16 protein-coding genes are annotated in these 24,071 nt (G+C 70.2%); 5 read left to right on the top strand and 11 right to left on the bottom strand.

From position 1 onward, the window contains the following. Positions 1–110: 110 nt before the first annotated feature. Positions 111–1,136 (top strand): aminotransferase class V-fold PLP-dependent enzyme, encoded by a 1,026-nt coding sequence (locus OJ997_RS19360; RefSeq protein ID WP_270026850.1) that lies wholly within the window; start codon positions 111–113, stop codon positions 1,134–1,136. Here the strand turns inward: OJ997_RS19360 and OJ997_RS19355 are convergent. From OJ997_RS19355 to OJ997_RS19345, 3 genes are all read right to left on the bottom strand, one after another. Further along, on the bottom strand, positions 1,129–3,765 hold the full coding sequence (locus OJ997_RS19355; protein WP_270026849.1) for a S8 family serine peptidase: 2,637 nt from the start codon (positions 3,763–3,765) through the stop codon (positions 1,129–1,131). The genes OJ997_RS19360 and OJ997_RS19355 overlap by 8 nt on opposite strands. A gap of 53 nt (positions 3,766–3,818) precedes the next feature. Then, the gene (locus OJ997_RS19350) at positions 3,819–5,021 is read right to left on the bottom strand and encodes an esterase-like activity of phytase family protein (protein WP_270026848.1); all 1,203 of its coding nucleotides are present in this window, start codon (positions 5,019–5,021) and stop codon (positions 3,819–3,821) included. A 121-nt stretch (positions 5,022–5,142) separates the two neighbouring features. Further along, positions 5,143–9,072 (bottom strand): ThuA domain-containing protein, encoded by a 3,930-nt coding sequence (locus tag OJ997_RS19345; RefSeq protein WP_270026847.1) that lies wholly within the window; start codon positions 9,070–9,072, stop codon positions 5,143–5,145. On the opposite strand from OJ997_RS19345, the gene OJ997_RS19340 reads away from it, so the two are divergent. After that, the gene (locus OJ997_RS19340) at positions 9,044–9,322 is read left to right on the top strand and encodes a hypothetical protein (protein ID WP_270026846.1); all 279 of its coding nucleotides are present in this window, start codon (positions 9,044–9,046) and stop codon (positions 9,320–9,322) included. The two genes, OJ997_RS19345 and OJ997_RS19340, sit on opposite strands and share 29 nt — an antisense overlap. Positions 9,323–9,462: 140 nt before the next feature. Here the strand turns inward: OJ997_RS19340 and OJ997_RS19335 are convergent, their stop codons facing one another. The 5 genes from OJ997_RS19335 to hisC all read right to left on the bottom strand — a co-directional run bounded on the left by OJ997_RS19335 (position 9,463) and on the right by hisC (position 14,999). Continuing rightward, a complete protein-coding gene (locus OJ997_RS19335; protein ID WP_270026845.1) occupies positions 9,463–10,233 on the bottom strand; it encodes a cupredoxin domain-containing protein in 771 nt (256 codons plus the stop codon). 105 nt (positions 10,234–10,338) lie between these two features. Then, complete coding sequence (gene aroA, locus OJ997_RS19330; protein ID WP_270026844.1) at positions 10,339–11,628, bottom strand: 3-phosphoshikimate 1-carboxyvinyltransferase; 1,290 nt, start codon at positions 11,626–11,628, stop codon at positions 10,339–10,341. Further along, complete coding sequence (locus tag OJ997_RS19325; RefSeq protein WP_270026843.1) at positions 11,625–12,692, bottom strand: prephenate dehydrogenase/arogenate dehydrogenase family protein; 1,068 nt, start codon at positions 12,690–12,692, stop codon at positions 11,625–11,627. The genes aroA and OJ997_RS19325 overlap by 4 nt, the downstream gene beginning before the upstream one ends. After that, positions 12,689–13,717 (bottom strand): 3-deoxy-7-phosphoheptulonate synthase, encoded by a 1,029-nt coding sequence (gene aroF, locus OJ997_RS19320; RefSeq protein WP_270026842.1) that lies wholly within the window; start codon positions 13,715–13,717, stop codon positions 12,689–12,691. The genes OJ997_RS19325 and aroF overlap by 4 nt, the downstream gene beginning before the upstream one ends. 202 nt (positions 13,718–13,919) lie before the next feature. Continuing rightward, a complete protein-coding gene (hisC, locus tag OJ997_RS19315; RefSeq protein WP_270026841.1) occupies positions 13,920–14,999 on the bottom strand; it encodes a histidinol-phosphate transaminase in 1,080 nt (359 codons plus the stop codon). Positions 15,000–15,174: 175 nt separating this feature from the next. On the opposite strand from hisC, the gene OJ997_RS19310 reads away from it, so the two are divergent. After that, positions 15,175–20,553, top strand: a complete 5,379-nt coding sequence (locus OJ997_RS19310; protein ID WP_270026840.1) for an RHS repeat domain-containing protein — start codon at positions 15,175–15,177, stop codon at positions 20,551–20,553. Positions 20,554–20,592: 39 nt separating this feature from the next. Here OJ997_RS19310 and OJ997_RS19305 read toward each other — a convergent pair whose 3' ends face one another. Then, positions 20,593–21,267, bottom strand: a complete 675-nt coding sequence (locus OJ997_RS19305) for a TetR/AcrR family transcriptional regulator (protein WP_270026839.1) — start codon at positions 21,265–21,267, stop codon at positions 20,593–20,595. A gap of 30 nt (positions 21,268–21,297) precedes the next feature. Here OJ997_RS19305 and OJ997_RS19300 point away from each other — a divergent pair, with 30 nt between their 5' ends. Both OJ997_RS19300 and OJ997_RS19295 read left to right on the top strand, forming a co-directional pair. Then, positions 21,298–22,209 (top strand): ATP-binding cassette domain-containing protein, encoded by a 912-nt coding sequence (locus tag OJ997_RS19300; RefSeq protein ID WP_270026838.1) that lies wholly within the window; start codon positions 21,298–21,300, stop codon positions 22,207–22,209. Continuing rightward, positions 22,206–22,994, top strand: coding sequence for an ABC transporter permease (locus tag OJ997_RS19295; RefSeq protein WP_270026837.1), 789 nt, complete (start codon positions 22,206–22,208; stop codon positions 22,992–22,994). The genes OJ997_RS19300 and OJ997_RS19295 overlap by 4 nt, the downstream gene beginning before the upstream one ends. Here the strand turns inward: OJ997_RS19295 and aroH are convergent. Both aroH and OJ997_RS19285 read right to left on the bottom strand, forming a co-directional pair. Beyond that, on the bottom strand, positions 22,988–23,347 hold the full coding sequence (gene aroH, locus OJ997_RS19290; RefSeq protein ID WP_372517916.1) for a chorismate mutase: 360 nt from the start codon (positions 23,345–23,347) through the stop codon (positions 22,988–22,990). The genes OJ997_RS19295 and aroH overlap by 7 nt on opposite strands. A gap of 12 nt (positions 23,348–23,359) precedes the next feature. After that, positions 23,360–24,058 carry a pseudouridine synthase gene (locus OJ997_RS19285; protein WP_270026835.1) on the bottom strand — a complete coding sequence of 233 codons (699 nt, stop codon included), beginning with the start codon at positions 24,056–24,058 and terminating at the stop codon, positions 23,360–23,362. Between the last annotated feature and the right edge of the window lie 13 nt (positions 24,059–24,071).

Here is a 24,071-nt window from a genome sequence, read left to right as displayed (position 1 = left end):
TCCCGCGCCGGTGCGTCGACCGGAAACCGACCACGCCGAGCCCAAGCGGGACGGCCGAGGGACGATCTTCCCTCTCGATGGCCGTTGTTCGTCCCGTAGCTTTCGCAAGTGTGATCCCCACCCACCTCTGGCATCCCGAGACCACCTACCTGAACACGGCCAGCTTCGGCCTCCCTCCAGACCCCACGTACGAAGCCCTCACGAGCGCCCAAGAGGACTGGCGCCACGGCCGCGTGAGTTGGGAGCACTGGACCGCCGTCACCGACCGGGCCCGTGCCGAGTTCGCCACCCTCACCCGCGCCCACCCGGACAACGTCGTGGTCGGCGCGACCGTCTCGGGCCTCATCTCGCACATCGCGACCGCGATCCCTGACGGAGCACGGGTCCTCGCCCCCGAGCCCGAGTTCACCTCGCTGCTCTTCCCCTTCGCCGCCCAGGCCGGGCGCGGCGTCACGGTCGACGTGGTTCCGCTCGACCGCCTCGCACAGGCGATCGACGCGGACACCGACGTCGTGGCGGTCTCCGCCGTCCAATCCTCCACGGGAGAAGTGGCCGCACTGGACGACATCGCGGCCGCCGCCAAGCACCACGGCGCGCTGACCGTGATCGACGCCACGCACGCGATCGGCTGGCTGCCGCTCGACGCCACGCGCTTCGACGCGGTCGCGTGCGCGGCCTACAAGTGGCTGATGAGCCCCCGCGGGACGGCGTTCATGGTGCTCAGAGAGGAGCTCGCGGACCGGCTCACGCCACATCAGGCCGGCTGGTACGCGGCGGCCAACCCGCTCACGGACCAGTTCGGGCTGCCGCTGCGCCTCGCGGAGAGCGCGCGGCGGTTTGACACCTCGCCGGCGTGGTTCAGCTGGGTCGGGACCGAACCTTCACTGCGGCTGATCAACGAGATCGGCGTGGAGACGATCCACGAACATGACCTCAAACTCGCGAACCGGTTCCTCGCCGGGCTCGGCGAGGAACCGTCCAACTCCGCAATCGTCACCTCGGCGATCGCGGATGCGCCGGAGAAGCTCGCGCGCGCGGGCATCATGGCCGCCGCGCGCGCGGGCCGTCTCCGGGCGTCATTTCACCTGTACAACACCGAGGCGGACGTGGACGCGGCGCTCAACGCGCTCACCTGACGAACCCCGTCAACTCGAGCGACACGGCCCGGACCGATCCGGTGTCCAGCCGTGCTCCGTCGGTGACCTTGAACTTCCAGTCACCGTCAGCCGCCGCGTCGAGCAACCCGCCGAGCGGCTCGAACGGCTTCCACGTCCCGGTGAACGGCGCCAGCGACGCGGTCACACTCTGGAACGGGCGCGTCGACGTGTCGTCGAACACCACCTGACACAGGTTGTTGCCCGTGCCACCCACACGCTGGAACAGCCGGGCCTCCGCACCCGAAGGTGCGATCAGCGTCCCGGTCAAGTCGCCGGTGAAGGAATGGTCGATGCCGACCGTGGTGGACCCCACCGTCGTGTTGCACGTGGCCCCGTCGATCGAGAAGCGCAGCTTCGACGCGTAGCCGAACCCGGCCACCGGAATCGTCACCGTCACGCCCAGCGTGCTCACGTCCGGGATCGGGACGACCGGCCCGGTGTAGCTGAACTTCGTCGCCGCCGTTCCGGGCTGGCCGGTGGGGAGCGAGAACGCATCGGACGTCGGCGACAGCACACCGGCAAACGTTACCCGTACGTTCAAAGGCACGCGTTTACCGAGCGGATAGTCGGCCGCGAGCCGCAGCGTGTAGTCCTGGGAGCGCGTGATGCCCGGCGCGATCTCGCCGTAGGACTGCGACCGCGGCGTCACCACCGCCTTGGCGTCGCCGGTTGAGACCGTCACGCTCACGCCCGTCGCCGTGCCGTCGCCGACGTTCGTCACCGGCAACCGCAGACGCGCGGTCTCCCCCGGCTCCAGGAACGCATCCCCGTCGCCGGTGGTCACCGTCACATCCGGCGCCGAAGCACGCACCAACGGCTGCGGCGTCGCGCCGGTGTAACTCAGCACGCTGTCCGCCCGCAGCACGCCCGCGCCGGTCCGCCCGTCGACACCCGCCGGGGCGAGGTCGAGCGCCGTCGCCCCGAACGCCTCACGCACGTCAGCGATCGACGCGCTCGGATTTCCTGACAGCACCAGCGCCGCGATCCCCGCCGCGGACGGCGCGGCCGCCGAAGTGCCGAAGAACGGTTGGAACCCTTCTACCGACGTGCTCACACCGTCGGCGGCGGTGAAGTCCGGCTTCGCCCTCACCTGCTCAGTCGGGAAGAACACCCGGCGCGGTCCGTCTGAGGTGAAGCGCTCTGGCAGCTGCGCCGAGGTGAACGATCCCGGGAACGGCCCCGTCGGGTTCGGCGGATCGCCCGGCTCGAGGGCGTACGGCAGTGCGGTCGCCGCCGGCGCCGCCGCGATGCTGAACGCATCGGCAGCGGCGGAGTGACCACGGGTCACACCCGGTGACACCCACGCCGGCAGTGCGCCCGCCGCCTCGAAGCGCCCGCGCAACGCGCTGAGCTGGAGGTACTTCGGCGCGCCGGCGAACCGCACCACCGCCAGCCGGAGCCCACTCCCGCCGAAGTCCGGGGTGAACAGCAGCTCGTACGGGTCGTCGTCACCGTCCTGGACGTCCTGCGCGAAGTTAACCACGGTGCCGGTCCCGTCGAACAGGTACAGGTCATAGTCGTCGGCGGCCGCGCCGAGCTGGTTCGCCCACCACAGCGTGACCGGCACCCCGTCGTCCGAGTCGGGCGAGATCGGCTCGAACACCTGCACCGGCTCGCCCGGGTCGAAGTCGTGCGCCTCCCCCGCGAACTTGCCGACCGTCTGGCCCGAACCACGGAAGTCACCCTCGTAGTTGCCGGACGTGCCGTCGAGCACGTTGCCCTCGTTGCCGGCCGAGGAGAAGTACAACGCGCCGTCGGCCGTGACGTCGTTGACCGCCTGGGCGATCGGCCCGTCCTCGAACGGCGACTCGTTGAAGTACAGGACGTCGTCGACGATCACGTCACAGCCGGCCTCGGATCGCAGCGCGCGGATGTTGTCCGCGAACGAGGCGTCGCTGATGAACGCCGACGCGAATCCGAGCTCGGCGCCCGGGGCCATGTCGTGCAGGATCTCGAGCATCGCCGTGCCCTCGTCCCCGGAGCCCGCCTGATCGGGCAGCACGTCGACCGCCGGCAGCTCACCCGCGGCCTGCGAGGCCGCCAGCGAGTCGACGCCGTCCGACAGCGCGCACAGCTTCGTCCCGATCCCGGTGACCTTCGTGGTCTCGCGCGCCGTGTCCGCCGCGTGGGCGCGCACGCCCTCCGACGTCACGACCGCCGCCCGCGCAGCCGCCGTGATCTCCGCCCGCTCCTCCTTCGAGAGCGTCCGCCCGCCGATCCGGGCGGTCATCGCCTGCGCCGCCGGCTCGATCCGCTCGACCGCGCCCCACGTCGCCACCGTCCGCAGCGCGGACGCCGGTACCGCGGCCCGGATCTCCCCCGTGCTCGCCACGTGCCGCACGGTCGCGCCGGCCTGCTGCAGCCGCGCGACCAACGCCTCGTCGGGCTTGGAGACCGTGATGTCGACCTCCGTCGTCCCGGCCTTGCCCTGCCGCAGCTCGACCGCCAATCGGCCGTCGAGCTTGCGCTCGCCCGGCGACAGTGAGCGCTTGATCTTCTGCAGCGCCTCGATCTGCTTCGCCGGATCTCCCGCGGCCACCGCTCCCGACGGCAGCGCGCAGACCATCGTGATCGCCGCAGCGGCGACCCCCGCCATACGTACGCGCACAGCTGTACCCCTTTGTCCCGGGAGGCCTCCCGAGCCTCCCGGGACGGAAGGTACTACTTGATCCCGGGGACCTTCACGATGATGAAGTCCGAGTAGTCCGGAAGGTTCGCGTTCCGACCGGTCGAGCCGAAGTTCGTGTCATTGACGAACGCGAGCTCGTTGCCCGAGAGCGGAAGGACCGCCTCGACGGTCGAGTACGGGAACTTGAACGGGTCGCCGAGGCCGAAGTCGCCGGGGCGGGCGCCGAACAGCGAGATGCCGTCACGGTCCTTGATGTCGATCAGGTCGACGATCTCGCGCTTGGCAAGCACCGAGCGGCGATCCGGCACGTCGATCACGAACGCCTTCTTCCACAGCGCGGTGGCGCCCTGGCCGTTGTCGCGCTCGGTGACGATCAGCTGGTCGCGGCCATAGGCGACGGCGTCGGACACGAACGTGGTCGGCTGGGTCATGCGGTAGGTCCAGGTGCGCCCGGTGTAGCGACGCTCCTTGATGTCGAACTCGTAGACGCGGCGGACGAGCGGATCGTCACCGATGACGGCGCCCTCGAGGAACGGGTAGAGCGTGCGACCGTCGGCCGACAGCGCCATGGCCTCGAACCCGCTGGAGCCGCCGAGGTTGTTCGTGCGCCCGAACAGGTACGGGTTGTCCGGCGACTGCACGCGCGGCTGGCCGGCGATGCGCGGGATCGAGACCGGCGCGTCGAGCACGCGGCCCTTGCTGTCGGTGTGGACGATGAACGGGCCGAACTCCTCGCCGAACCAGAACGTGCCGTCCGGCGCCTGGCGCACCGACTCGATGTCGAGGTCGCCGCCGGTGAGGATGCGGTCCGGCGTCGTCTCGTTGACGATCCGGAACGGGATCTTCTCGTCCGGGTCGCTGAGCGTGATCGCCTCGCGGATCTGCACGGTGCCCTTGCCGCCCCACTCCGTGCGCCAGTTCGGCTTCACGCGGTACAGGCGCAGGATGAACGAGCGCGAGTTGGCCTTGTTGCCGAAGCCGTTGTCCGGCATCGCCCAGAACTCGCCGTTGCCGGCGTCCAGCAGCGCGGAGAACCCGCCGACCGGCTGCGTGGCGCCCGGCGCGGGGGCCGGGTCGGTGTTGATGACCCCCGCGAACGGCGCCGGGAAGGAAGCGTCAGCGGGCAGGATCGCGCGCGCCTCCAGCGCGGGCTCGCCTCCCTTGTGGCCCGTGGCGTGCGCCGCGGGCGCGAGCAGGAACGTCAAAGCCGCCGTGGCGGTGATGAGTCGCTTCATGCCCGGCACCCGATCACGCCGCGAGGGCGAGCAAGTCAACGCGCCGTGAAAACGCAAAAGGGCGCCGCGCGAACCTCGCGCGGCGCCCTTTCAGGAGTGACTACCCCTTAGCGCTCGCCGTCTACGGGCGAATGCCCACGCCGGTGCCTGAGAAGCCGACCCAGTTGATGACGCCCAAGCCGGACGTCACGTTCGAGCCGTCGGCGGCCCGGAACACCAGGTACAGCCGCTGGCTGCCGGTGAAGTTCAGCGGAGCCGTGAGGCTGCTGAACGTGTTGTTGTTGCCCGTCGCGTTGAACGAGACCGTTGTGAGGAGGGTGCCCGTCGGGCTGCCCGCGCGGACCTCGGCCTTGAAGCGGGGGCTTCCGGCCGTGCCGCCCGCTCCGTAGCGGAACGTGATCTGCTTGTCCATGTTGGTGAGGTTGAAGCGGTTGTTCAACGCCACCCAGTCGCCCGCGTCGATGGCGCTGATCGACGCGCCCTGGCCGTTGTCCTCGTTGGCCGGGGTCGCCACCGTGGTCGTGCCGGAGACGTCGAGCGAGAGCTCCAGGTCCTGACGACGGGTCTGGACGACGCTTTCCGCGCGGCCGCTCAGCGCGGGCTGGCCGTTGGCGCCGTTGTCGGTGTAGTTGGCGACGATGCCGCCGGCGATGTAGCCGCCGTGGCCCGCGTCCTCCGCGAGCGTGTCCAGGGTGCCCTCGCAGCCGGTCTTCTCGTCCTCGCCGTGACCGTGCGTGTCATGGATCAACACGAAGGAGACGACGACCTTCGAGCAGTCGATCGTCTGCTCCTGCGGGTCGGTGACCGTGACCTTGTACGGGATCTTGTCGCCCCACTCGAAGAAGTCACCGTCGATCGGGGTGGTGATCGTGATGGTCGGCGCCGTGTTGCCCACCGTGATCGGCAGGCTCTTGGTGTCCGTCCGGCCCGTCGAGTCGGTGACGGTCAGCTTCGCCTGGTAGACGCCGTTGGCCGTGTAGATGTGCGACGGGTTGGCGTCGATCGAGTCGACCGAGCCGTTGCCGTCGAAGTCCCACGCGTAGCGGATCGAGTCGCCCTCGTCCGGGTCGTTCGAGCCTGCGCTCGAGAACTGGACGGTGAGCGGCCCGATGCCGCTGGTCGGCGTCGCGGCGATGACCGCGGCCGGCGCCTCCGGGCCCTTGGTGTAGGCCCACTTGTACATGCCGGCGTCCGCGTTGGCGGCGAAGAAGCCGTCGCCGTACGTCAGCAGGTAGAGGTTGCCGTCGGCCCCGAACTGGATGTCCTCGGGGTTGTCGCACTCGAACGGCTGCGTCGTGGGCACGAGCGCCTGACCGCAGTTGAGTGCCTGGTTGCTCTTGAGGATCTGGTTGTTGGAGTCGATCCGGACCTCGCGCAGCTGATCCTGGCCGAACTCACCGAGGATGAAGGACCCGTCGTAGTAGGGCGGGAACTTCGTGATGCTGGCGCTGTCCGCGTCGTACTCGTACGGTGCCGCACCGTGCGGGGCGACGCCGCCCGTGAACAGGTCGGGGAACAGCTGCGGGCACTTGCCGCCGGAGCCGTCGTAGTACGCCAGGCACGGCGTGCCGATGGCGCCCTGCGCGACGTTGTTGTCGCGGTACGAGTACCACATGTCGGGCTTGGTGATCGGCGGCGAGTAGGTGCGGCCGGTGTTCCAGCGCGACAGGTTCGCGGGACCGCGGTTCGGGTTGTCACAGTCGAACGGCTTGGGGTCCAGCTGGTCCAGCGGGCGCGACGCGTTGAAGTCCCACTGGTAGTACGGCAGGTCCGGCGAGTAGCACAGCGGCCAGCCGTAGTTCGACGGCTTACGCACGACCTCGACACGGCCGGTGCCGGCCGGGCCACGGAAGTCCTCCGGCAGCTGCGAGTCCGGCGAGTAGTCCGTGACGTAGGCGACGCCCTTGCTGTCCACCTGGATGCGGTACGGGTTGCGGAAGCCCATCGCGTAGATCTCGGGACGCGCGAGCGCGTCACCGGGGGCGAACAGGTTGCCGGCCGGCGTCGTGTAGGCGCCGCCGTACTGGTTCTCCTCGTTGTCGGCGATCTCGCCGGCCTTGACCTTGATGCGCAGCACCTTGCCGCGCAGGTCGTTGGTGTTGAGAGCGCCACGACGCGCGTCGGCGTGCGGCGCGTTCTGCAGACCGGGCATCTGGCCGGACGTCGCCGTCGGCTGGGTGACGGTGCCACCGGGGTTGGTGCCGGTGAGCTTGCTCGTGTTGATCGTCACGGCGGGCACGTCCTGGCCCTTGTACTTGCCGACGAACGCGATCAGGTGGTTCGTGGCGTTGACGGTGTTGCCGTACTGGCCCCAGACCGTGATGTTGCCGCGGCCGATGCCGGGCAGCTCGGTCAGCGCCTTCTCGACCGCGCCCGGGCTCGCGTTGAACGGGATGTCGCCCGTCGTCCGGCCGTTGAACGTCAGCGTGAACGTGCCGCCCGACGTGTTGGGGCTCGCCGTCACGCGGAGGGTCTGGATCTCGTCGGTGACCGAGTCGTTGTGCGGCGAGAAGCCGTTGGCGTTGCCGGCACCGGCCGGCGTGTCGTCACCCGTGACGAGCCAGAGGTTGCCCTGGGCGTCGAAGTCGATGTCGCCAGCAACGTGGCAGCACGCGCCACGGTTGTTCGCGACGGTCATGATCTTCTCTTCGGAGTTGATGTCGATCTTCGGCTGCTGGTCGCCGACGCGGTCGATGAACTTGAACCGCGACAGCTGGAAGTTGCCGCTCCAGGTCTCCTGGTAGGCACACGCCGCGGCGTCATCGGCCAGGAAGTTCGGCGCGCTGCCCGTCGGGGTCGTGACCTTGACGGTCGTGCCGTCGCACTTGCGGACGTCCACCACCGGCGGCGCGTAGTACAGGTACACCCACTTGTTCTCGGCGAAGTTCGGGTCGACCGCCGGGCCGTACAGGCCGTCCTCGGAGTTCGTGTAGACCGGGATCTTGCCGAGCGTGATCTCGCTGCCGTTGGCCTCGTGCAGGCGCACCTCGCCGGTGCGGGCGGTCTGGATGACACGGCCGTCCGGAAGCTGGTCGAAGCCGATCGGCTCGTTCAGGTTCGGCGGAGCCGAGATCTTCGTCTGCTTGAAGTTCGCGAGCACGGTCGCGCCGCAGTCGCTGTAGACCGGGTTCGACAGGCCGGCGGCCCAATCGATCGCGCCGGTCAGGTGCTTGCCGAGGTTCGCATCGGAGAAGTCGCCGTTGGCGCCGGCGCCCGTGTAGAACGAGCGGCCACCCTCGTAGTCCTTGCACCACGAGATCGGGTGGTCGGCGAGCGTCGTCATCGTGCCGCCGGTGTACGTCGTCTCGTCGACCGTGGCGAGCACGTGCGAGAGGCCACGAATGTTCTGGGCGTAGTTGTAGTAGGTGTCGGTGTGCTTCCAGTACTCCGGAAGGTTCTTGCTCGCGTCGTGGACGCGGTCGGCGACCTTGATCGTGGCCTGCGCCTGCGGAGCGATCGTGTTCGTCGTCGCGGCGCGCGTGCCGAGCAGCTCGTCGAAGAAGTCCCAGTCGGGCTCAGCCTCGATGGCCGCGCCGATCGCGACGAAGCCACCGCCGGCCTTGTAGTACTGCTCGAACGCGCCCTGCTGCTCGAGCGTGAGGACGTCGCCCTTGTTGTTGACGAAGACGACGGCCTTGTACTTGGCCAAGTTGGCGGCGCTGAAGGAAGCGGAGTCCTCCGTGGCGGTGACGCCGAAGCCGTTCTCCCGTCCGAGCGCCTTGAGCGCGTCGATCGCGGGAGTCGTCGAACCGGCGGCGCCCTTGGTGAACGCGAGGACGTCGAAGTCGACGTCGCCTGGAGCAGGCTGCGGGAGCGGCGTGCCGGTGCCCGGGTTGGGCGCGGGCTGCGGCGCGGGCTGCGGCGCGGCCTTCTTGACGGTCAGGCGGCGCTTGGTGAACTTGCAAGCGGCCGAGCCCTTGCCGACCTGGGCACAAGCGCGAACGTAGTAGCGGCCTTCCTTCAGGGAAGACGGCAGCTTGACCTGGACGGTGTAGTTGCCGGACTTACGACCCTTGATGGTCTTGTTGGCGGCCTTCGCGGTGAACTTCACCACGCCGCTCTTCGACGTGCGCAGCGTGACCTTCACGCTGACCTTCGCCGACTTCTTCGAATTGTTCGTGACGCTCGTCTTGATCGCGAACGACTGGCCGGGAGCGGCAGTCGTGGGCGGCGACGCGACGGACTTCACCTTCAGCCGCGGGGCGGCGTCAGCGACCGTCGGCGCCAGAAGCGCGAGACCAAGTGGCGCCAAGCAAGCCAACTGGCGAGCTCGAAGCATGGGATGGAACCTCCTCCACTGAAACGACATGCACGAGTCCGCACAGCAACCCCACTGAGACGGACCCGACCGGACTATATGGCTACGAAACCACGAAAGCAAGTCGGTTCAACTACAGAAGTACGGGACTTCTGTAGTTGCGAGAACCAACTAATGCAAGTCTCATCGTCTGATTGAGACTGAGCGCCGCGTCAGCGAGGACGCATTGCCGGCCGCGTCGGTGGCACGGATCTCCACCGTGACCTTGCCGCGGGTGACTTTCGAACCCTTCGCGGACACGCTGCGCGTGCCTGCGGCGAAGCTCTTGGTGACGGTCGTGAGCGTCTTCGAGCCGCGCTTGAGGACGACCTTGACCTTCGCCGACTCGGAGAGCTTGAAGCGCACCGTGACGCCCTTGCTGATCGCCTTCGTCGTGACCGACGACAGCTTCGGCTTGGCGATGTCCTCCGGCTCGGGCGTCGGGGGCGGACCGACCACGGGCGTCGAGATCGGCGTGGCGGCCGGCGTGATCGGCGTCGCGGTCGGCGTGGCCGTGGGCGTCGCCGTCGGTGTGGCCGTCGGCGTGCGCGTCGGCGTGGCCGAGGCGGTCGCGGTCGCCGACGTGGTCGCCGTCGGCGTGGCGCCGCCGACCAACACGGTCCCGTCCATCCCTGGGTGCAGATCGCACTTGAAGTCGTACGCGCCGACGGCGTCGAACGTCCTCGTGAGGCTGAACGTCGTGTCGTACCCGACCGGCGGCTGGACCCAGTTGCTGCTCGCCGACGTGATGTCGTGAATCGAGTACGTGTCGGTCCAGGTCCAAGTCACGGACTCGCCCACCCCGATCTGCACAACCTTCGGCGACCACGCGAGGTCCCCAGGTGCGGCGATCGTCACCGTCGCGGGAGCACGTTGCGCGCCCCCGGCCGTGCCGACGCCGACCATCACAACCATGCTCAGGGCGGCTACGCCGCCCGCAAAGACCCCACTCCTCCGTGCCACTTCTCCCCCTACTTCCTAACCAGTAGGGCGGAGATTAGCGTGAGAGGCGGTCGAAAGTCACGTTAAAAGCGTGCGAAGATCATTTTCGAACCCCGGGTACGAGACCGCAGCCGCCTCCATCCCGTCCACGGTGACGCCTTCCCGGGACGCGAGGCCAGCCACAGCGCCAAGCATGGCCAAACGGTGGTCGCCGTGCGACGCGATCGTCCCGCCGCGCAGTCCGCCGGTGCCGCGGACGACGAAGCCGTCCTCGGTCGCCTCGATGTCAGCACCGAGACCGGTGAGCCCGTCGACCACGGTGGCGATGCGGTCGGACTCCTTGACCCGGAGCTCGGCGGCGCCGGTCACGACGGTCTCCCCCTCGGCGAAGCAGCCGAGCAGAGCGACCAGCGGCAGCTCGTCGATGGCGAGCGGCACCTCGTGCGGCTCGACGGTCGTCCCGACGAGCGGGCCGGACGTGACGTCGACCTCGGTAACGGGTTCTTGAGGGTTTATGTAACCCTCAACTGGAGCCTCAAGGTCGCCGATGACGACGCCGCCCATGCGCTGCAGGATGCGGACGAAGCCGACCCGGGTCCAGTTCGCGCTCATGTCCGTGACCACGATCCGCGAGCCCTTGACGAGCACCGCGGCGGCGATGTGGAACGCGGCGGACGACGGGTCGCCCGGGACATGGATGGCGCCGAGCTCGAGCTCGTCGTGCTGCGTGAGCGAGATGCGGTCGCCGTCGCGCGTGATCTTCACGCCCGAGCGGGCGAGCAGCCGCTCGGTGTGGTCGCGGCTCGGCTCGGGCTCGATCACGGTCGTCGTGCCCGACGCGAGCAGGCCCGCCATCAGCACGCACGACTTGATCTGCGCCGAAGCGACGGGCAGCGCGTACTCGATGCCCTGCAGCTGCGTCCCGCGCACGGTGAACGGCGGGAGCCGGTCGTCGGTCGCGTCGATCTGCGCGCCCATCTCGCGCAGCGGCTTCGCGATCCGGTCGACGGGTCGGCGGCGGATCGACTCGTCGCCGTCGAACGTCCACTCGCCCCCGCGCTGACCGGCGAGCCAGCCGGGCAGCAGCCGCATCAGCGTGCCGGCGTTGCCGACGTCGATGTGCGCGTCACCCGCGGCGCGCAGGCCCGGGCCGCGGATCGTCAGCGTCCCGGGCGCCCCCTCCTCGACCAGCGCGCCGAGCGCGTGCACGGCCGAGAGCGTCGAGCGCGTATCGGCCGCGTCGAGATAGCCCGTGACGTGCACGGGGTCGGCGGACATCGCGCCGAACAGCGCGGCGCGATGGGACATCGACTTGTCCCCCGGCGCGCGCAGAGTGCCCTTCAACGGACCAGACGGATCGAACTTCACGCGCGGACTACCTCCAGACCAAGGTCACGGACAAGATGTTCGGCCTGCTCCGCGACGACACCGCCGCGGATCCACAGCGCGACCGTGCCGTGGGAGCCGGAAGAGGGATACAGGCCCATGTCGACGATGTCGATCGTCGCACGGCCCAGGGCCAGGGCGATCTCGGCCACGATGCCGGGGCGGTTCGGGACGAGCACGCGCAGCTCGTGCACCTCGCCGCCGGCGAGGTCGGCCTCGAGCAGCCGGCGGCGATCGTCGCGCGCGCCGTCGTTCCACTCGGCGATGCCCGCCGCGTCCCCGCTCGCGAGCTGGCCGCGCACGACGGTCAAGCGCGCCACGAGGTCGTCGATCGCGGCGACCAGGGCATCGGCGTTCGCGGCGTAGATCCCGCCCCAGACGGCCGAGTTCGCGCCCGCCACGCGCGTGACGTCACGGAACGACGGGCCCGTCGCCGGGAGCCGCTCGCCCTCCGCGCTGAGCACGCGCGCGGCCTGCGCGACGAGCACGTTGGCGAGCACGTGCGGGAGATGGGAGACCGACGCCATCACGACGTCGTGCGTCTCGGGCTCGACCGCGGACGGCCACGCGCCGATCCGCGTGATGAACCGGTGCAGCCGCTCGAAGTGGCTGCCGCGCGTCGCGGTCGTCGGCGTCAGGTACCAGGTCGCGTCCGCGAACAGGTCCGCGCGGGCGTGCTCGACGCCCGCGGTCTCCGCGCCCGCCAACGGGTGCCCGCCGATGAAGCGCGGATCGTCGACCTGCTGGACGATCGCGCGCTTGACCGAGCCGACGTCGGTGACGACGCACTCGTCGTTGCTCACCGCGAGCACCTCGCGCACGACGTTGCCGAGCACCTGGACGGGCGCGGCGACGACCGCGAAGTCCGCGTCCGCCACCGCCGCCTCCAGGGACGAGCAGGGCTCGGCGATCGCGCCGCGCGTCAGCGCAGCCTCCAGCGCACCCGCCGACGGGTCATAGCCGCTCACGTGCGCGCCGAGACGCTGGCGGGCGGCCAGGCCGATCGATCCGCCGATCAGCCCGACTCCGACGACGGCGACCTTCACGCGGCCGCGCTCAGCACCTTGCCGGCCACGGCCGCCGCGCGCTCCACCTGCTCGAGGTAGCTCGCGAAGTCATCGGCGTAGATCTGCTGCGGGCCGTCGCAGATGGCCTGCTCGGGGTCCGGGTGCACCTCGACGATGATGCCGTCCGCGCCGGCCGCCGCGGCGGCGAGCGAGAGCGGGAGGACCATGTCGCGGCGCCCGGGCGCGTGCGACGGGTCGACGATCACGGGCAGATGCGAGAGCTCCTTGAGCATCGGGATGGCCATGATGTCGAGCGTGAAGCGGTAGGCCGTCTCGAACGTGCGGATGCCGCGCTCGCACAGCATCACGTTCGGGTTGCCCTCCTTGAGCACGTACTCGGCGGCCATCAGCAGCTCCTCCAGCGTGGAGGACAGCCCGCGCTTGATCAGCACCGGGCGCCCCGTGCGGCCGATCTCGGCCAGCAGCGGGTAGTTCTGCATGTTGCGCGCGCCGACCTGGATCACGTCCGCGACCTCGAGGATCGGCTCCACGTCACGCGCGTCCATCAGCTCGGTGACGATCGGCAACCCCGTTCGCTCCTTCGCCTCCGCCAGCAGGTGCAACCCCTCCTGGCCCAGGCCCTGGAACGAGTACGGCGATGAACGCGGCTTGTAGGCGCCGCCGCGGAACATCGAGGCGCCGGCGGCGGCCACGGTGTCGGCGGTCGAGAGCACCTGCTCGCGCGACTCGACCGTGCACGGGCCGGCGATCATCGAGAAGTGCTCGCCGCCGATGCGCCGGCCGTCGATCTCGATCACGGTGCGCTCGCCGGAGCGGAACTGGTTCGAGGAGAGCTTGTAGGGGCGCAGGATCGGCACGACCTGCTGCACGCCGGCGTGGCCCTCGAGGCCGAGCCGCTGCACGTGCTCGCGGTCGCCGATCGCGCCGATCACGGTCACCTCTTCGCCACTGGAGAGGTGGGCGCGGGCGCCGCAGCTCTCGATGCGCTCGACGACGGACTCGATGTCCTCGTTGGTGGCGCCCGGCTTCATGACGATCATCATCTCGATACTCCTACGGAAAGTGCTGGCGTGGACGGTACGGCGAGTGGGTTCTCCGGCGCTCGGCCCTTGGGCCCGATGTGCGGACGGAGACGTGTGTCGCCGGCCGAGCGCCTAGCTAAATCGCCAGCCGTAATACGCGTAGGAATACGAGGACGCCACCGGGAGCACGGAAGTGGTGGCGAGCGTCGTCACGGGAGTGAGCTTACAGAAGGGGCGCGAGCGCTTCCAGAAGACGCTCGTTCTCGGCCTGGGTGCCGACCGTGACGCGCAGCGCGCCGTCGCGGCCGAGCGCCTGGCCGGAGCGCACGAGCACGCCGGTCATCGACAGCCCGCGCAGGATGTCGGCCTCGGAGCGCTCCTCCCCCAGGTCGAACCAGACGAAGTTGGCCTGCGACTCCGACGGGTCCAGCCCCAGGGCCCGCAGCCCGTCCTCGAGCGACGTGCGCTCGGCGAGGTTGCGCTCCACGCGGCGCGTGACCTCGTCCTGGTGGTTGAGCGCCTCGAGCGCCGCGGCCTGGGCGGCGGCGTTGCAGAAGAACGGCTGACGCACCTGGTCGACCGCGGTGCGGAAGGACTCAGAGCCGCACAGCGCGTAGCCCACGCGCAGCCCGCAGAGGCCGTAGACTTTGCTGAACGTACGCAGCAGGACGAGGTTCGGGTAGCGCTCGAGCAGCTGCACCGAGTCGTCCGGGTCCTGCAGGACGTTGAACTCGATGTAGGCCTCGTCGAGGATCACCGCGACGTGCGGCGGGACCTGCTCGATGAAGGCCTCGATCTCGGCCAGCGGCAGCGCCGTCGAGGTCGGGTTGTTCGGGTTGCAGACGATCACCAGGCGCGTGGCGGCGGTGATCTCCTCGAGCATCTTGTCGAGCTGGTGGTAGTGCTTGTCGTCGAGCGGGACCTCGATCGCCCGCGCGCCCGACGCGGCCGCGAGGTGCGGGTAGACGCTGAACGACGGCCACGCGTAGACGAGCTCCGCGCCCGGCTCGAGCAGCGCGTCACCGGCGGCGAGCAGGATGTCGCACGAGCCGTTGCCGATCGCGATCCGCTGGGCGGGCACGCCGTGCACGTCGCTCAGCTTCTTGCGCAGGCCCGCGTTCGTCGGATCCGGGTAGCGGTTGATCCCGGCGAGCGCCTTCGCCGCGGCCTCGATCACCTGCGGCAGCGGCGGATACGGCGACTCGTTGGACGCCATCTTCGCGACCGGTCCCTCGAACCCGTAGCCCTCAGCGGCCGGGTAGACGGGGATGCGCCGAACCTTCTCGCCGAACTCGATGGGCATGTCCTGCAGCCTAGAGAAGGGCGGTTTTGGGTCAAAGGGTCGTGATCGGTTTGACAGCGACCTGGACCTCTGCATAGGTTGAAGAAGACTCCGCGAGCGCAGCGTGCTCACGAGTCCAGGGTCCTCCAACAAAGAGCGGGAGTCCATGTCCAGCAGAGGGTGGATGGTCGGCGCCTTGTTGTCACTGACGTTCGGGTTCGCGGGCGAGGCCGCGGCCGCCGAGCCGGGTGTGCAGAGACCACCAGGTGAGGTACGTGAGCTGACATCCGAGCGCACGCAGTTCTCCCGCTCCTGGCAACGCAGCGACGGCCGGCGGGTGACGCGGGTCGGCACGGAGCCGGTCCATTGGCGCGACGACGAGGGACGCTGGCGGGCGTTCGACACGACGCTCGCCAAAGCGGGCGCGGGCTGGGTCGGCAAGGTCGGACAGGCCAGCGTGCGCGTGCCCAGCACGTTGCAGGGCGGCCCCCAGGGCATGGTGACCGTCACCGCACCGTCGGGTGACGCCGTGCACCTGACGCTGCGCGGGCGCCCGTCTCGCGGCAAGGTCACCGACGACACGGTCGTGTACGAGGACGTCCTGACGGACGTCGACCTGAAGTTGAAGGTCACGCCGCAGGGTGCGAAGGAGGATTTGATCCTCGCGAACCCGAGCGCGACACGCCAGTTCAGCTACCTGCTGCAGACGAGCTCGTCGGCGCTGTCGCTCCGCCAGGAGCCGTCGGGCGCGCTGACCGTGCGTCGCGGCGCCACCGAGGTGTTCACCATCCCCGCGCCGGTCATGTTCGACGCGAACCAGCAGATGTCGGTCAAGAACTCGTACCGGCTCGAGCGCGTGAGCTCGCAGGCGTGGGAGATCACGCCGGTGCTCGACGACGCCTGGTTCGACCGGCCCGGCCGCGCATGGCCGGTCGTGGTCGACCCGTCGGTCAACGTGCGCAACCGCAGCATGGCCGAGAGCTGCCAGCTGATGGCCTACTGGGGTCAGCAGCCCACGCTGGCGTCGATCGGCTGCGGGGTCGCGTACGCCGTCGTCGGACCGCTCTGGACCGACGGCTCGCAGGTCGGCGAGGGCGCATGGGCCGGGCGGTTCGAGGCCGTGCTGCCCAACAACACGGAAGAGATCGAGTCGGCCAAGCTGCGCATGAACATCTGGTGCGACACCGATCCCCAGTGTCCGCAGATCGGGCTGTACCGACGCACGACCACGGCGCTGTCGTATCCCTCGTACGGGCCCACCAGCAACGTGCTGCTCGGCTACGTCGGCACGGGACCGATCGACTACGACCTCACGGATCTCGCCCAGCAATGGGAGACGCATCGGCGGACCAACGGAGCCCAGGGCATCGCGAACTTCGGCCTCGCGCTTCGGTCCACGTACCAGTACGCGAGCAACGAGTTCTTCGACTGCCTGATGGGCTGGGGCTTCTGCGAGTGGTCGTCGGTCGGCTCGCCGGTCACCTCCGGCGGCCCGATGGTGCTCGAGGTCACGTCGGTGCTGCCGGCCCCGGGCGGCAGCTCGGTCGTCTCGCCGCGCGAGGGCCACCTCACCGCCAAGCGCGTGATCCTCAAGGCCGAGAGCGAACGCGTGTCGGTCACCTCCGCCCGGTTCCAGTACACGGCCGGCGCGCAGAAGACGTGGACGGACATCCCGCAGACCGCGCTGAGCACGCTGTCGGGCGCGCCCGCGGCCAGCAAGGACATCCCGGTCACCGGCCCGTCCGGGAACCGGGTGTCGACGTCGATGGTGTGGGACCTGACGGCGATGCCCGGTGGGGACGTGGACGGACCGGTGCGCGTGCGCGCGCTGCTGGACTCGGCGACGCTCGGCGACGGCGGCGTCACCAAGGAGGTCGACTTCCGGCTCGACCGGCGCGGCATCGACGGGGCGGCGCGGATCCCGCTCGGCCCGGGCGAGCTGGAGCCGATGAACGGCCAGTTCACGCTCGAGCAGCAGGACGTGGACATCAGCGCGTTCCTCGAGAACCTGACGCTCGGCCGCACGTACAAGTCGCGCGGGGTGTCCAAGCGCACCTCGGACATGTTCGGCCCGCAATGGGAGGCCAACCTCGAGGCCGACGGCGGCGAGGTCCCCTACCGCGGGATCTTCAACTACACCGAGGTCGACGAGGTCGCGGTCCAGCGTCACAGCCTCGACCCGCAGAGCTGGAACTGGGACGCGTTCTGGGACTCGTACGACTTCGAGCAGGACACGTTCGACTACGGGGCGCTGCAACCGAACATCGACACGCTCGAGGAGATCGAGCGCTGGGAGTACAACTACGCGATCGTCGAGAACGGCGACGGCACGAAGTTCACCTTCAAGGCGACGAAGGACCCGCAGGGCAACGTGACGGCGTGGGAGGCCGACGAATCGCACGCCGGCTACACGCTGCAGAGCGTGACGGAGAGCGGCGTCAGCAAGCTGGTGCTCCGCGACCCGGAGGGCAACGTGGCGACGTTCGACCAAGAGGCGACCGCGACCGTCAACGGGCAGACCGCCGGCTCTTCCAGCTACCGCCTGGCGAAGTTCCAGCAGCCCGGCAGCGACCGGCAGCTGACGTACGAGTACACCCTGCCCGCGGGGGCGACGCGCCAGCGGCTCGCGGCGATCGTCGCGCCGCTGCCCGCCGGCTCCGGCGGCGCGCCGCGCAGGCTGACGTTCGAGTGGACCAGCGAGGGCACGGGCTCGTACATCGCGCCCCGCGTCAAGCACGTGCGCTTCGACGACGGCTACACGACCCCGGCGCCGATCGTCGCCAAGTACACCTACGACGCCTACGCCCGGCTGATCAAGGTCGAGGACCCGCGCGTCACGGGCGGCCTGCCGACGGCGTACACGTACAACTCCGCGGGGACGCTGGCGACGATCACGCCGCCCGGCGAGTCCGCGTGGACGCTCGGGTACTCGTCGCACAGCGGCGACAACAGCCCCCGCATCGCCACGCTGTCCCGGCCGCTGCCGGGCGGCGGCACCGCCACGACGACCGTGCAGTACGGCGTGCCCGTGAGCGGAAGCGGCGCGCCGTACGACCTGTCGGCGACCGCCGCCGCGACCTGGAACCAGGTCGACCTGCAGAACCTGGCTCGCGACGCCGTGGCGATCTTCCCGCCGGGCTCGAGCACCAGCACCTACGCCCAGGCGACGATCCACTACCTCGACGTCGCCGGCCGCGAGGTCAACCGCGCGACGCCGGGCGGCGGGATCTCGACGACGGAGTACAGCGCGCAGGGTGAGGTGATCCGCGAGCTCAGCGCGGCCAACCGCGCGGCGGCGCTCGCCGCCGGCGGGAACACGGCCGCGGAGGCCGAGCGGCGCTCGCGCCGGTCGATCCCCCACCCGGACCTGCTGATCGTCGACTCGGCCGTGTACGAGCCGGAGACGACGGTGCGTCTGAAGAACGGCACGACCGTGCAGGGCCGCCGCTACACGATCACCGACTACGACATCAACAAGCCGGTGGCCGGCACGAAGTACTACCTGCCGACCACGAAGCTCACCGGCGTGCGGATCTCCGCCACGCAGGTGCTCACCGACGAGGAGACGACGACCTACGGCTACGTCAACCCGGACGGCACGAACCGCGGCTGGGAGGCGCGCCAGGCGGTCAAGACGGTGGTGGTCGACCCCGTCGGCCCCGACCCGACGACGTGGAACATCATCCACAACACCTATCCGCTCGTCGAGGAGACCCGCACCGCGGGCGGAACGGGCGCCGACGTCCGCTACCACCGCTACTACGGCGTCACCCCGACCACGGGCCGGATCCCCGCGGCCATCGGTGGGTGTGACGGAGCGGTCGGCGTCGCGCGACCGGCGGGGCAGCTCTGCTACGTCTCGGATGCCGCCACGCCGACCGCGGACAAGCCGCGCGAGTGGTACACGTACCACCCCGTCGGGGCCGTCGCGACCCTGACCGAGAACCGTGGGCTCACCCCCGCCAGCGGGACGTACCGCGTCATCACCAACACGTACGACTCGGGCGCCCGGCTGAGCACGACGGCGGTCACCGGCGGGCTGGGCCAGCCGACGCCGACCATCACGTACACCTACGACGCCGCGACGGGCAAGCCGTGGCAGACGATCAACAGCCAGGGGACGATCGCCCGCACCTACGACGCGCTGGGCCGGCTGGCGAGCTACAAGCCGGCCGGTGACACCGTCGGCTGGGGCTACACCTACGACGCGCGCAACCGCATGACCGGTCGTACCCGCTCCACGACGACGACCACGTACGGGTACGACGACCGCGACAACGTCACGAGCGTGAACCACCCGCAGCTCGGGGCGGCGGTCACCGCCACCTACGACGTGGACGACCGGATCACCACCGAGACGCTGCCGAACGGGCTGCAGGCCGCGTTCACCTATGACGAGGTCAGCGACCCGAAGAAGCTGACGTGGACGAAGACCACCGGCTGCAGCGTCGGGTGCGAGTGGGTCAAGGACGACGTGACCGCGCGCGACGCGCGCGGGCGCATCGTCGGTACGGCGACGAGCCAGACCAGCCGCGCGTACACCTACGACATGGTGGGGCGGCTCAAGACCACCGACGACGTGCGCCTGAGCGACAGCCGCTGCGTGCAGCGGGCGTACGGCTACGACGACGAGTCCAACCGCACCGCACGTGACGTCCGGACCGGCGCTGCCGGCGGGGCGTGCGGGACCGGCGCGCTCGCCACCCGCACGTGGACGGTGGACAGCGCCGACCGGGTGACCACGACGGGCTGGGTGCACGACGCGTTCGGCCGGGCGACCACGGTCCCCGCGCCGGACTCGGGCGGCACGGGCGCGCTGACCGCGGGCTACTTCACCGACGACACGTCCCGGAGCGTCACGCTCGACGGGCGCACGCACACCTACGACCGCGACGGCCTCGGCCGGATCGTGACCACCACGTCCAGTGGCGGCTCGCAGCCGACGGCGACCACGACGTACCAGTACGCCGACGACACGGACGAGCCGATCAGCTCCTCGGTCTCGACCGACGCGTTCGGCTCCCAGCCATTGGAGGGTCCGAGCGGCGAGACGGTCGCGCTGGTGGAGAACGGCGTCAACACCTACCAGCTGCGCAACCTGCAGGGGGACGTCGTGGCCACGGCGTCGACGTCCCCGTCGGCGACCGCGCCGCTGAGCCGCACGGAGTACGACGAGTTCGGCGTGGTCACCACACCAGCGCCGAACGTCATGGCCGCCAACGGGCGTCCCGGATACGGTTGGCTCGGCGCGCATCTGCGCACGACCGAGTTCGCGCAGACCGCCGGCAGCGGCGGACCGATGCAGATGGGCGCGCGCGTCTACCTCCCCGCGACCGGCCGCTTCCTGCAGGTCGATCCCGTGGAGGGTGGGTCCGCGACGGACTACGACTACGCCAACCAGGACCCGCTCAACGTGTTCGACCTCGACGGGCACAAGGCGGTGCGCCGGGCGCCGCCCGCGCGGCGAGTGCAGATCGCGGCCGCGCCGGCCAAGAAGAAGCGCAAGCTGTGGGGCGACGGCAAGGGCGCGTTCCGCACCCAGGGCAAGTACGCGCCCGCGACCGTGCGCGGGTGAGCTGATCCGCGGGCGTCGCCCTTCGGGGCGGCGTCCGCGTTAGCTCAGCTCACGCTCGAAGCCGTCCAGCAGCCATTTGAGCCCGAGCGCGAAGTCCGGCGGCGGCATCGGCGAGTCCGCGGCGATGAAGCTCGCCACGAGCGGGAACTCGCCGCTCTCGAGCAACGAGCGCAGCTCAGGTGAGTCCCAGTCGCGGCCGCGTCGCTCCTCCCCGCTCAGCTCGCGCAGGGTGAAGCCGATCGTGAAGTCGTCGACGGCGCTGACCAGGCTGGCGAGCAGCCCTGGATCGGTGCCGCCGAGCGGCAGGACCGTCTGCGCGGACTGCTCGATGTGGCGAAGCAGGTTGGGCGTGACCGCGGGGACGTCCTGGAAGATCGGCAGCACCCACGTGTGGCGGCGGAACATGTCGCGGCTGTGGTGGGCGACGGCCTCGATCGCCGGGCGCCACTCCCCCGGCAGGTCCGGCACGACCATCTCGGCCGCGACGGTGTCGATCATCAGCTCGAGCAGCTCGTCGCGGTTCTCGAAGTAGTGGTAGAGCGACATCGCGCCCGCCTGCAGCTCGCGGGCGAGTCGCCGCATCGAGACCGCCTCGAGCCCTTCCGCGTCGGCGACCTCGATCGCCACGCGCACGATCCCGGCGCGCGAGAGCGGCGACTGCCGGCCGCGGCCCTTCGGCTCGGGCCTGGCCCAGATCGGCGGCTGGCTTGACATCTCGTACAGCGTACTTCTATCGTACGCCGTATGAATTCGTACGCTGTACGAACGGAAGCGCTGGGTCGCCGGTTCGGCGACACCGACGCGCTCCGTGACCTCGACCTCGAAGTCGCGCCCGGCACCGTGCTCGGGCTGCTCGGCCACAACGGCGCGGGCAAGACCACCGCCGTCCGCATCCTCACGACGCTGCTCGCGCCCACCTCCGGCCGGGCGCTCGTGGCCGGTCGCGACGTCGCCACCGAACCGGGCGCCGTGCGGGAGCGGATCGCGGTCGCCGGCCAGGAGGCCTCGCTCGACGAGCGCCTGACCGGGCGCGAGAACCTGATGCTGCTGGGCCGGCTGCAGAAGCTGCCGAAGCGGGCGGCGGTGTCGCGCTGCGACGAGCTGCTGGAGCGCTTCGGCTTGACCGACGCGGCCGACCGGCTGCTCGGCACCTACAGCGGTGGCATGCGCCGCCGGCTGGACCTCGCCGCCTGCCTGATGGTCCGGCGCCCCGTCGTGTTCCTGGACGAGCCGACGACGGGCCTGGACCCCGCCGCCCGCGCGGACATGTGGGGCGCGATCGCCGACCTGGTGACCGACGGCGCCGCGCTCATCCTCACCACCCAGTACCTGGAAGAGGCCGACCGGCTCGCGGATCGGATCGTCGTGCTCAGCGGCGGGCGGACCGTCGCGGAGGGCACGCCCGCGGAGCTCAAGCGCCGCGTCGGGGATCGCCGCGTCCACCTGACGCTCGACGCGTTCGAGGAGGCCGCGCGGCGGCTGTCTCGACTCGAGCCTGAGGTCGACGTCCGCACCCGCAGCCTGTCCGTCCCCGCGCCGGGCGGACCGGACGACCTGCGCTCGATGCTCGACGCGCTCGACGACCTCGACGTCGAAGAGGCGTCACTGGCCCAGCCCACCCTCGACGACGCGTTCTTCGCGCTTACGACCGCATGATCGCCACGCTCAACGAAGTGCGGCTGCTCTCCGGCCGCAGCCTGCGCCACATCCCGCGCATCCCCGAGAAGGTCTTCGGCACGCTGCTGATGCCGCTCGTGTTCGTGCTGCTGTTCGCGTACGTGTTCGGCTCCGCGATCGACGTGCCGGGCGGCGGCGACTACCACGAGTACCTGGTGTCCGGGATCTTCGCCCAGGCGATGATCGGGACGATCCCCGGGATCGCGGTCGGCGTCGCTTCGGACATCCGGAGCGGGCTGATGGACCGGCTGCGCGCGCTGCCGATCTCCCGTGGCTCGGTGGTCGCCGGTCGCACGGTCGCCGAGCTGGTCGAGCTGATCGCCGGCACACTCGTGACGGTCGCGTGCGGGCTGATCGTCGGCTGGGCGCCGCACGGCTCGGTCCTCGAGACGCTCGGCGCGTTCGGGCTGCTGATCGTGATGGCGTTCGCCGTCACGTGGGCGGGCGTGTGGCTCGGCCTGATGGTCCGTGACCCCGACGGCGCGGACGGGATCGCCATGAGCATCATCTTCCCGATGATGTTCCTGTCCGGGATCTTCGTCCCGGTCGGCGGGCTCCCGGACGGCCTACGCCAGATCGCCGAGTGGAACCCGGTGACCGCGCTCGCGACGGCGTGCCGCGACCTGTTCGGCTCCCCCACCGGGATCGTCCCGGACGTCTGGCCACTCCAGCACCCGATCCTCGCGTCCCTGGCGTGGGCGGCGGCGCTCCTGGCGATCTTCGTGCCGCTGTCCGTGCGGCGGTACCGGTCGCTCGGCTACTGAGCGCCGGTGAGGTCCAGCCGCAGCTTGGCCGCCTCGCCGAGGTAGACGTGCTCGGCGGGGCGGTCCATGTACGCGTGGATCAGCACCCGGATGATGTTCGGCAGCGCGCCCGGCACGGGGATCTCCCGCGCGCACAGCAGCGGGACCGAGCTCAGCCCCATCGCGCGCGCCGCGGCGGCGGGGAACTGGGCGTCCAGGTCCGGCGTGAGCGTGAAGATGCAGCTGACGAGGTCCTCGGTCTTGAGCGCGTTGCGCGTCAGGATCTCGCGCATCAGCTTGTCCGTCGCCGAGAGGATGTCCTCGGCGGTGTTCGACTTGACCTCGTTGGCGCCTCGAAGCGCGACGACCCGCATAGCGGCCTGCATTCAACCAAGCTCGCGGAGGCGCTCGACCTCCGGCTGGCCCAGCTTGCGGAACTCGCCCGGTTGCAGCGACCCGAGCCGCAGCGACCCGAACGCGACGCGCTCGAGCGTGTAGACGCGATGCCCCACCGCCTCGAGCATGCGCTTGACCTGCCGCTTGCGACCCTCGTGGATCGTCAGCTCCAGATGGCCGGACGAGAGGTTGCGGACCTTCGCGGGCGCGGTCAACCCGTCCTCGAGCAGGATGCCCTCCCGCAGCGAGCGCAGCGCGGGCTCGTTGACGGGCGCGTTGGCGACGCGGGCGCGGTAGGTGCGCGGCACCTCGAACGAGGGGTGCGTGAGCTTGTGCGCGAGGTCGCCGTCGTTGGTCAGCAGGATCAGGCCCGTGGTGTCGAAGTCCAGGCGCCCGACGGGGTACAGCCGCTGCGAGGACGGCACCAGGGAGATCACGGTCTGCCGGTCCTGCGGGTCCTTGGCGGTGGACACGTAGCCCGCCGGCTTGTTGACCAGGTAGACGACGAGCGTCTGGCTCGCGACCTTGACCCGCTTGCCGTCGACCTTGACGGTGAGCTCGTCGTGGACGTCCCGGGCAGGGTCCGTGACCACCTTGCCGTTCACGGTCACCCGACCGTCGGCGATGATCAACTCGGAGGCGCGGCGGGAGGCCACTCCGGCGTGGGCAAGGTACTTAGCAAGGCGCATTTCGTCGGCTGCC

The sequence above is a fragment of the Solirubrobacter phytolaccae genome, assembly GCF_027587195.1.
In the GTDB taxonomy this organism is placed as follows: Bacteria; Actinomycetota; Thermoleophilia; order Solirubrobacterales; family Solirubrobacteraceae; genus Solirubrobacter; species Solirubrobacter phytolaccae.
This window is presented reverse-complemented; position numbering and strand designations above follow the sequence as displayed.

What these genes read in the sequence shown, in the direction of transcription:
- OJ997_RS19335 (WP_270026845.1), bottom strand. Translation starts at nt 10,233, where the DNA reads ATGGTTGTGATGGTCGGCGTCGGCACGGCCGGGGGCGCGCAACGTGCT.
- hisC (WP_270026841.1), bottom strand. Translation starts at nt 14,999, where the DNA reads ATGCCCATCGAGTTCGGCGAGAAGGTTCGGCGCATCCCCGTCTACCCG.
- aroF (WP_270026842.1), bottom strand. Translation starts at nt 13,717, where the DNA reads ATGATGATCGTCATGAAGCCGGGCGCCACCAACGAGGACATCGAGTCC.
- OJ997_RS19300 (WP_270026838.1), top strand. Translation starts at nt 21,298, where the DNA reads ATGAATTCGTACGCTGTACGAACGGAAGCGCTGGGTCGCCGGTTCGGC.
- OJ997_RS19285 (WP_270026835.1), bottom strand. Translation starts at nt 24,058, where the DNA reads ATGCGCCTTGCTAAGTACCTTGCCCACGCCGGAGTGGCCTCCCGCCGC.
- OJ997_RS19350 (WP_270026848.1), bottom strand. Translation starts at nt 5,021, where the DNA reads ATGAAGCGACTCATCACCGCCACGGCGGCTTTGACGTTCCTGCTCGCG.
- aroH (WP_372517916.1), bottom strand. Translation starts at nt 23,347, where the DNA reads ATGCGGGTCGTCGCGCTTCGAGGCGCCAACGAGGTCAAGTCGAACACC.
- OJ997_RS19305 (WP_270026839.1), bottom strand. Translation starts at nt 21,267, where the DNA reads ATGTCAAGCCAGCCGCCGATCTGGGCCAGGCCCGAGCCGAAGGGCCGC.
- OJ997_RS19295 (WP_270026837.1), top strand. Translation starts at nt 22,206, where the DNA reads ATGATCGCCACGCTCAACGAAGTGCGGCTGCTCTCCGGCCGCAGCCTG.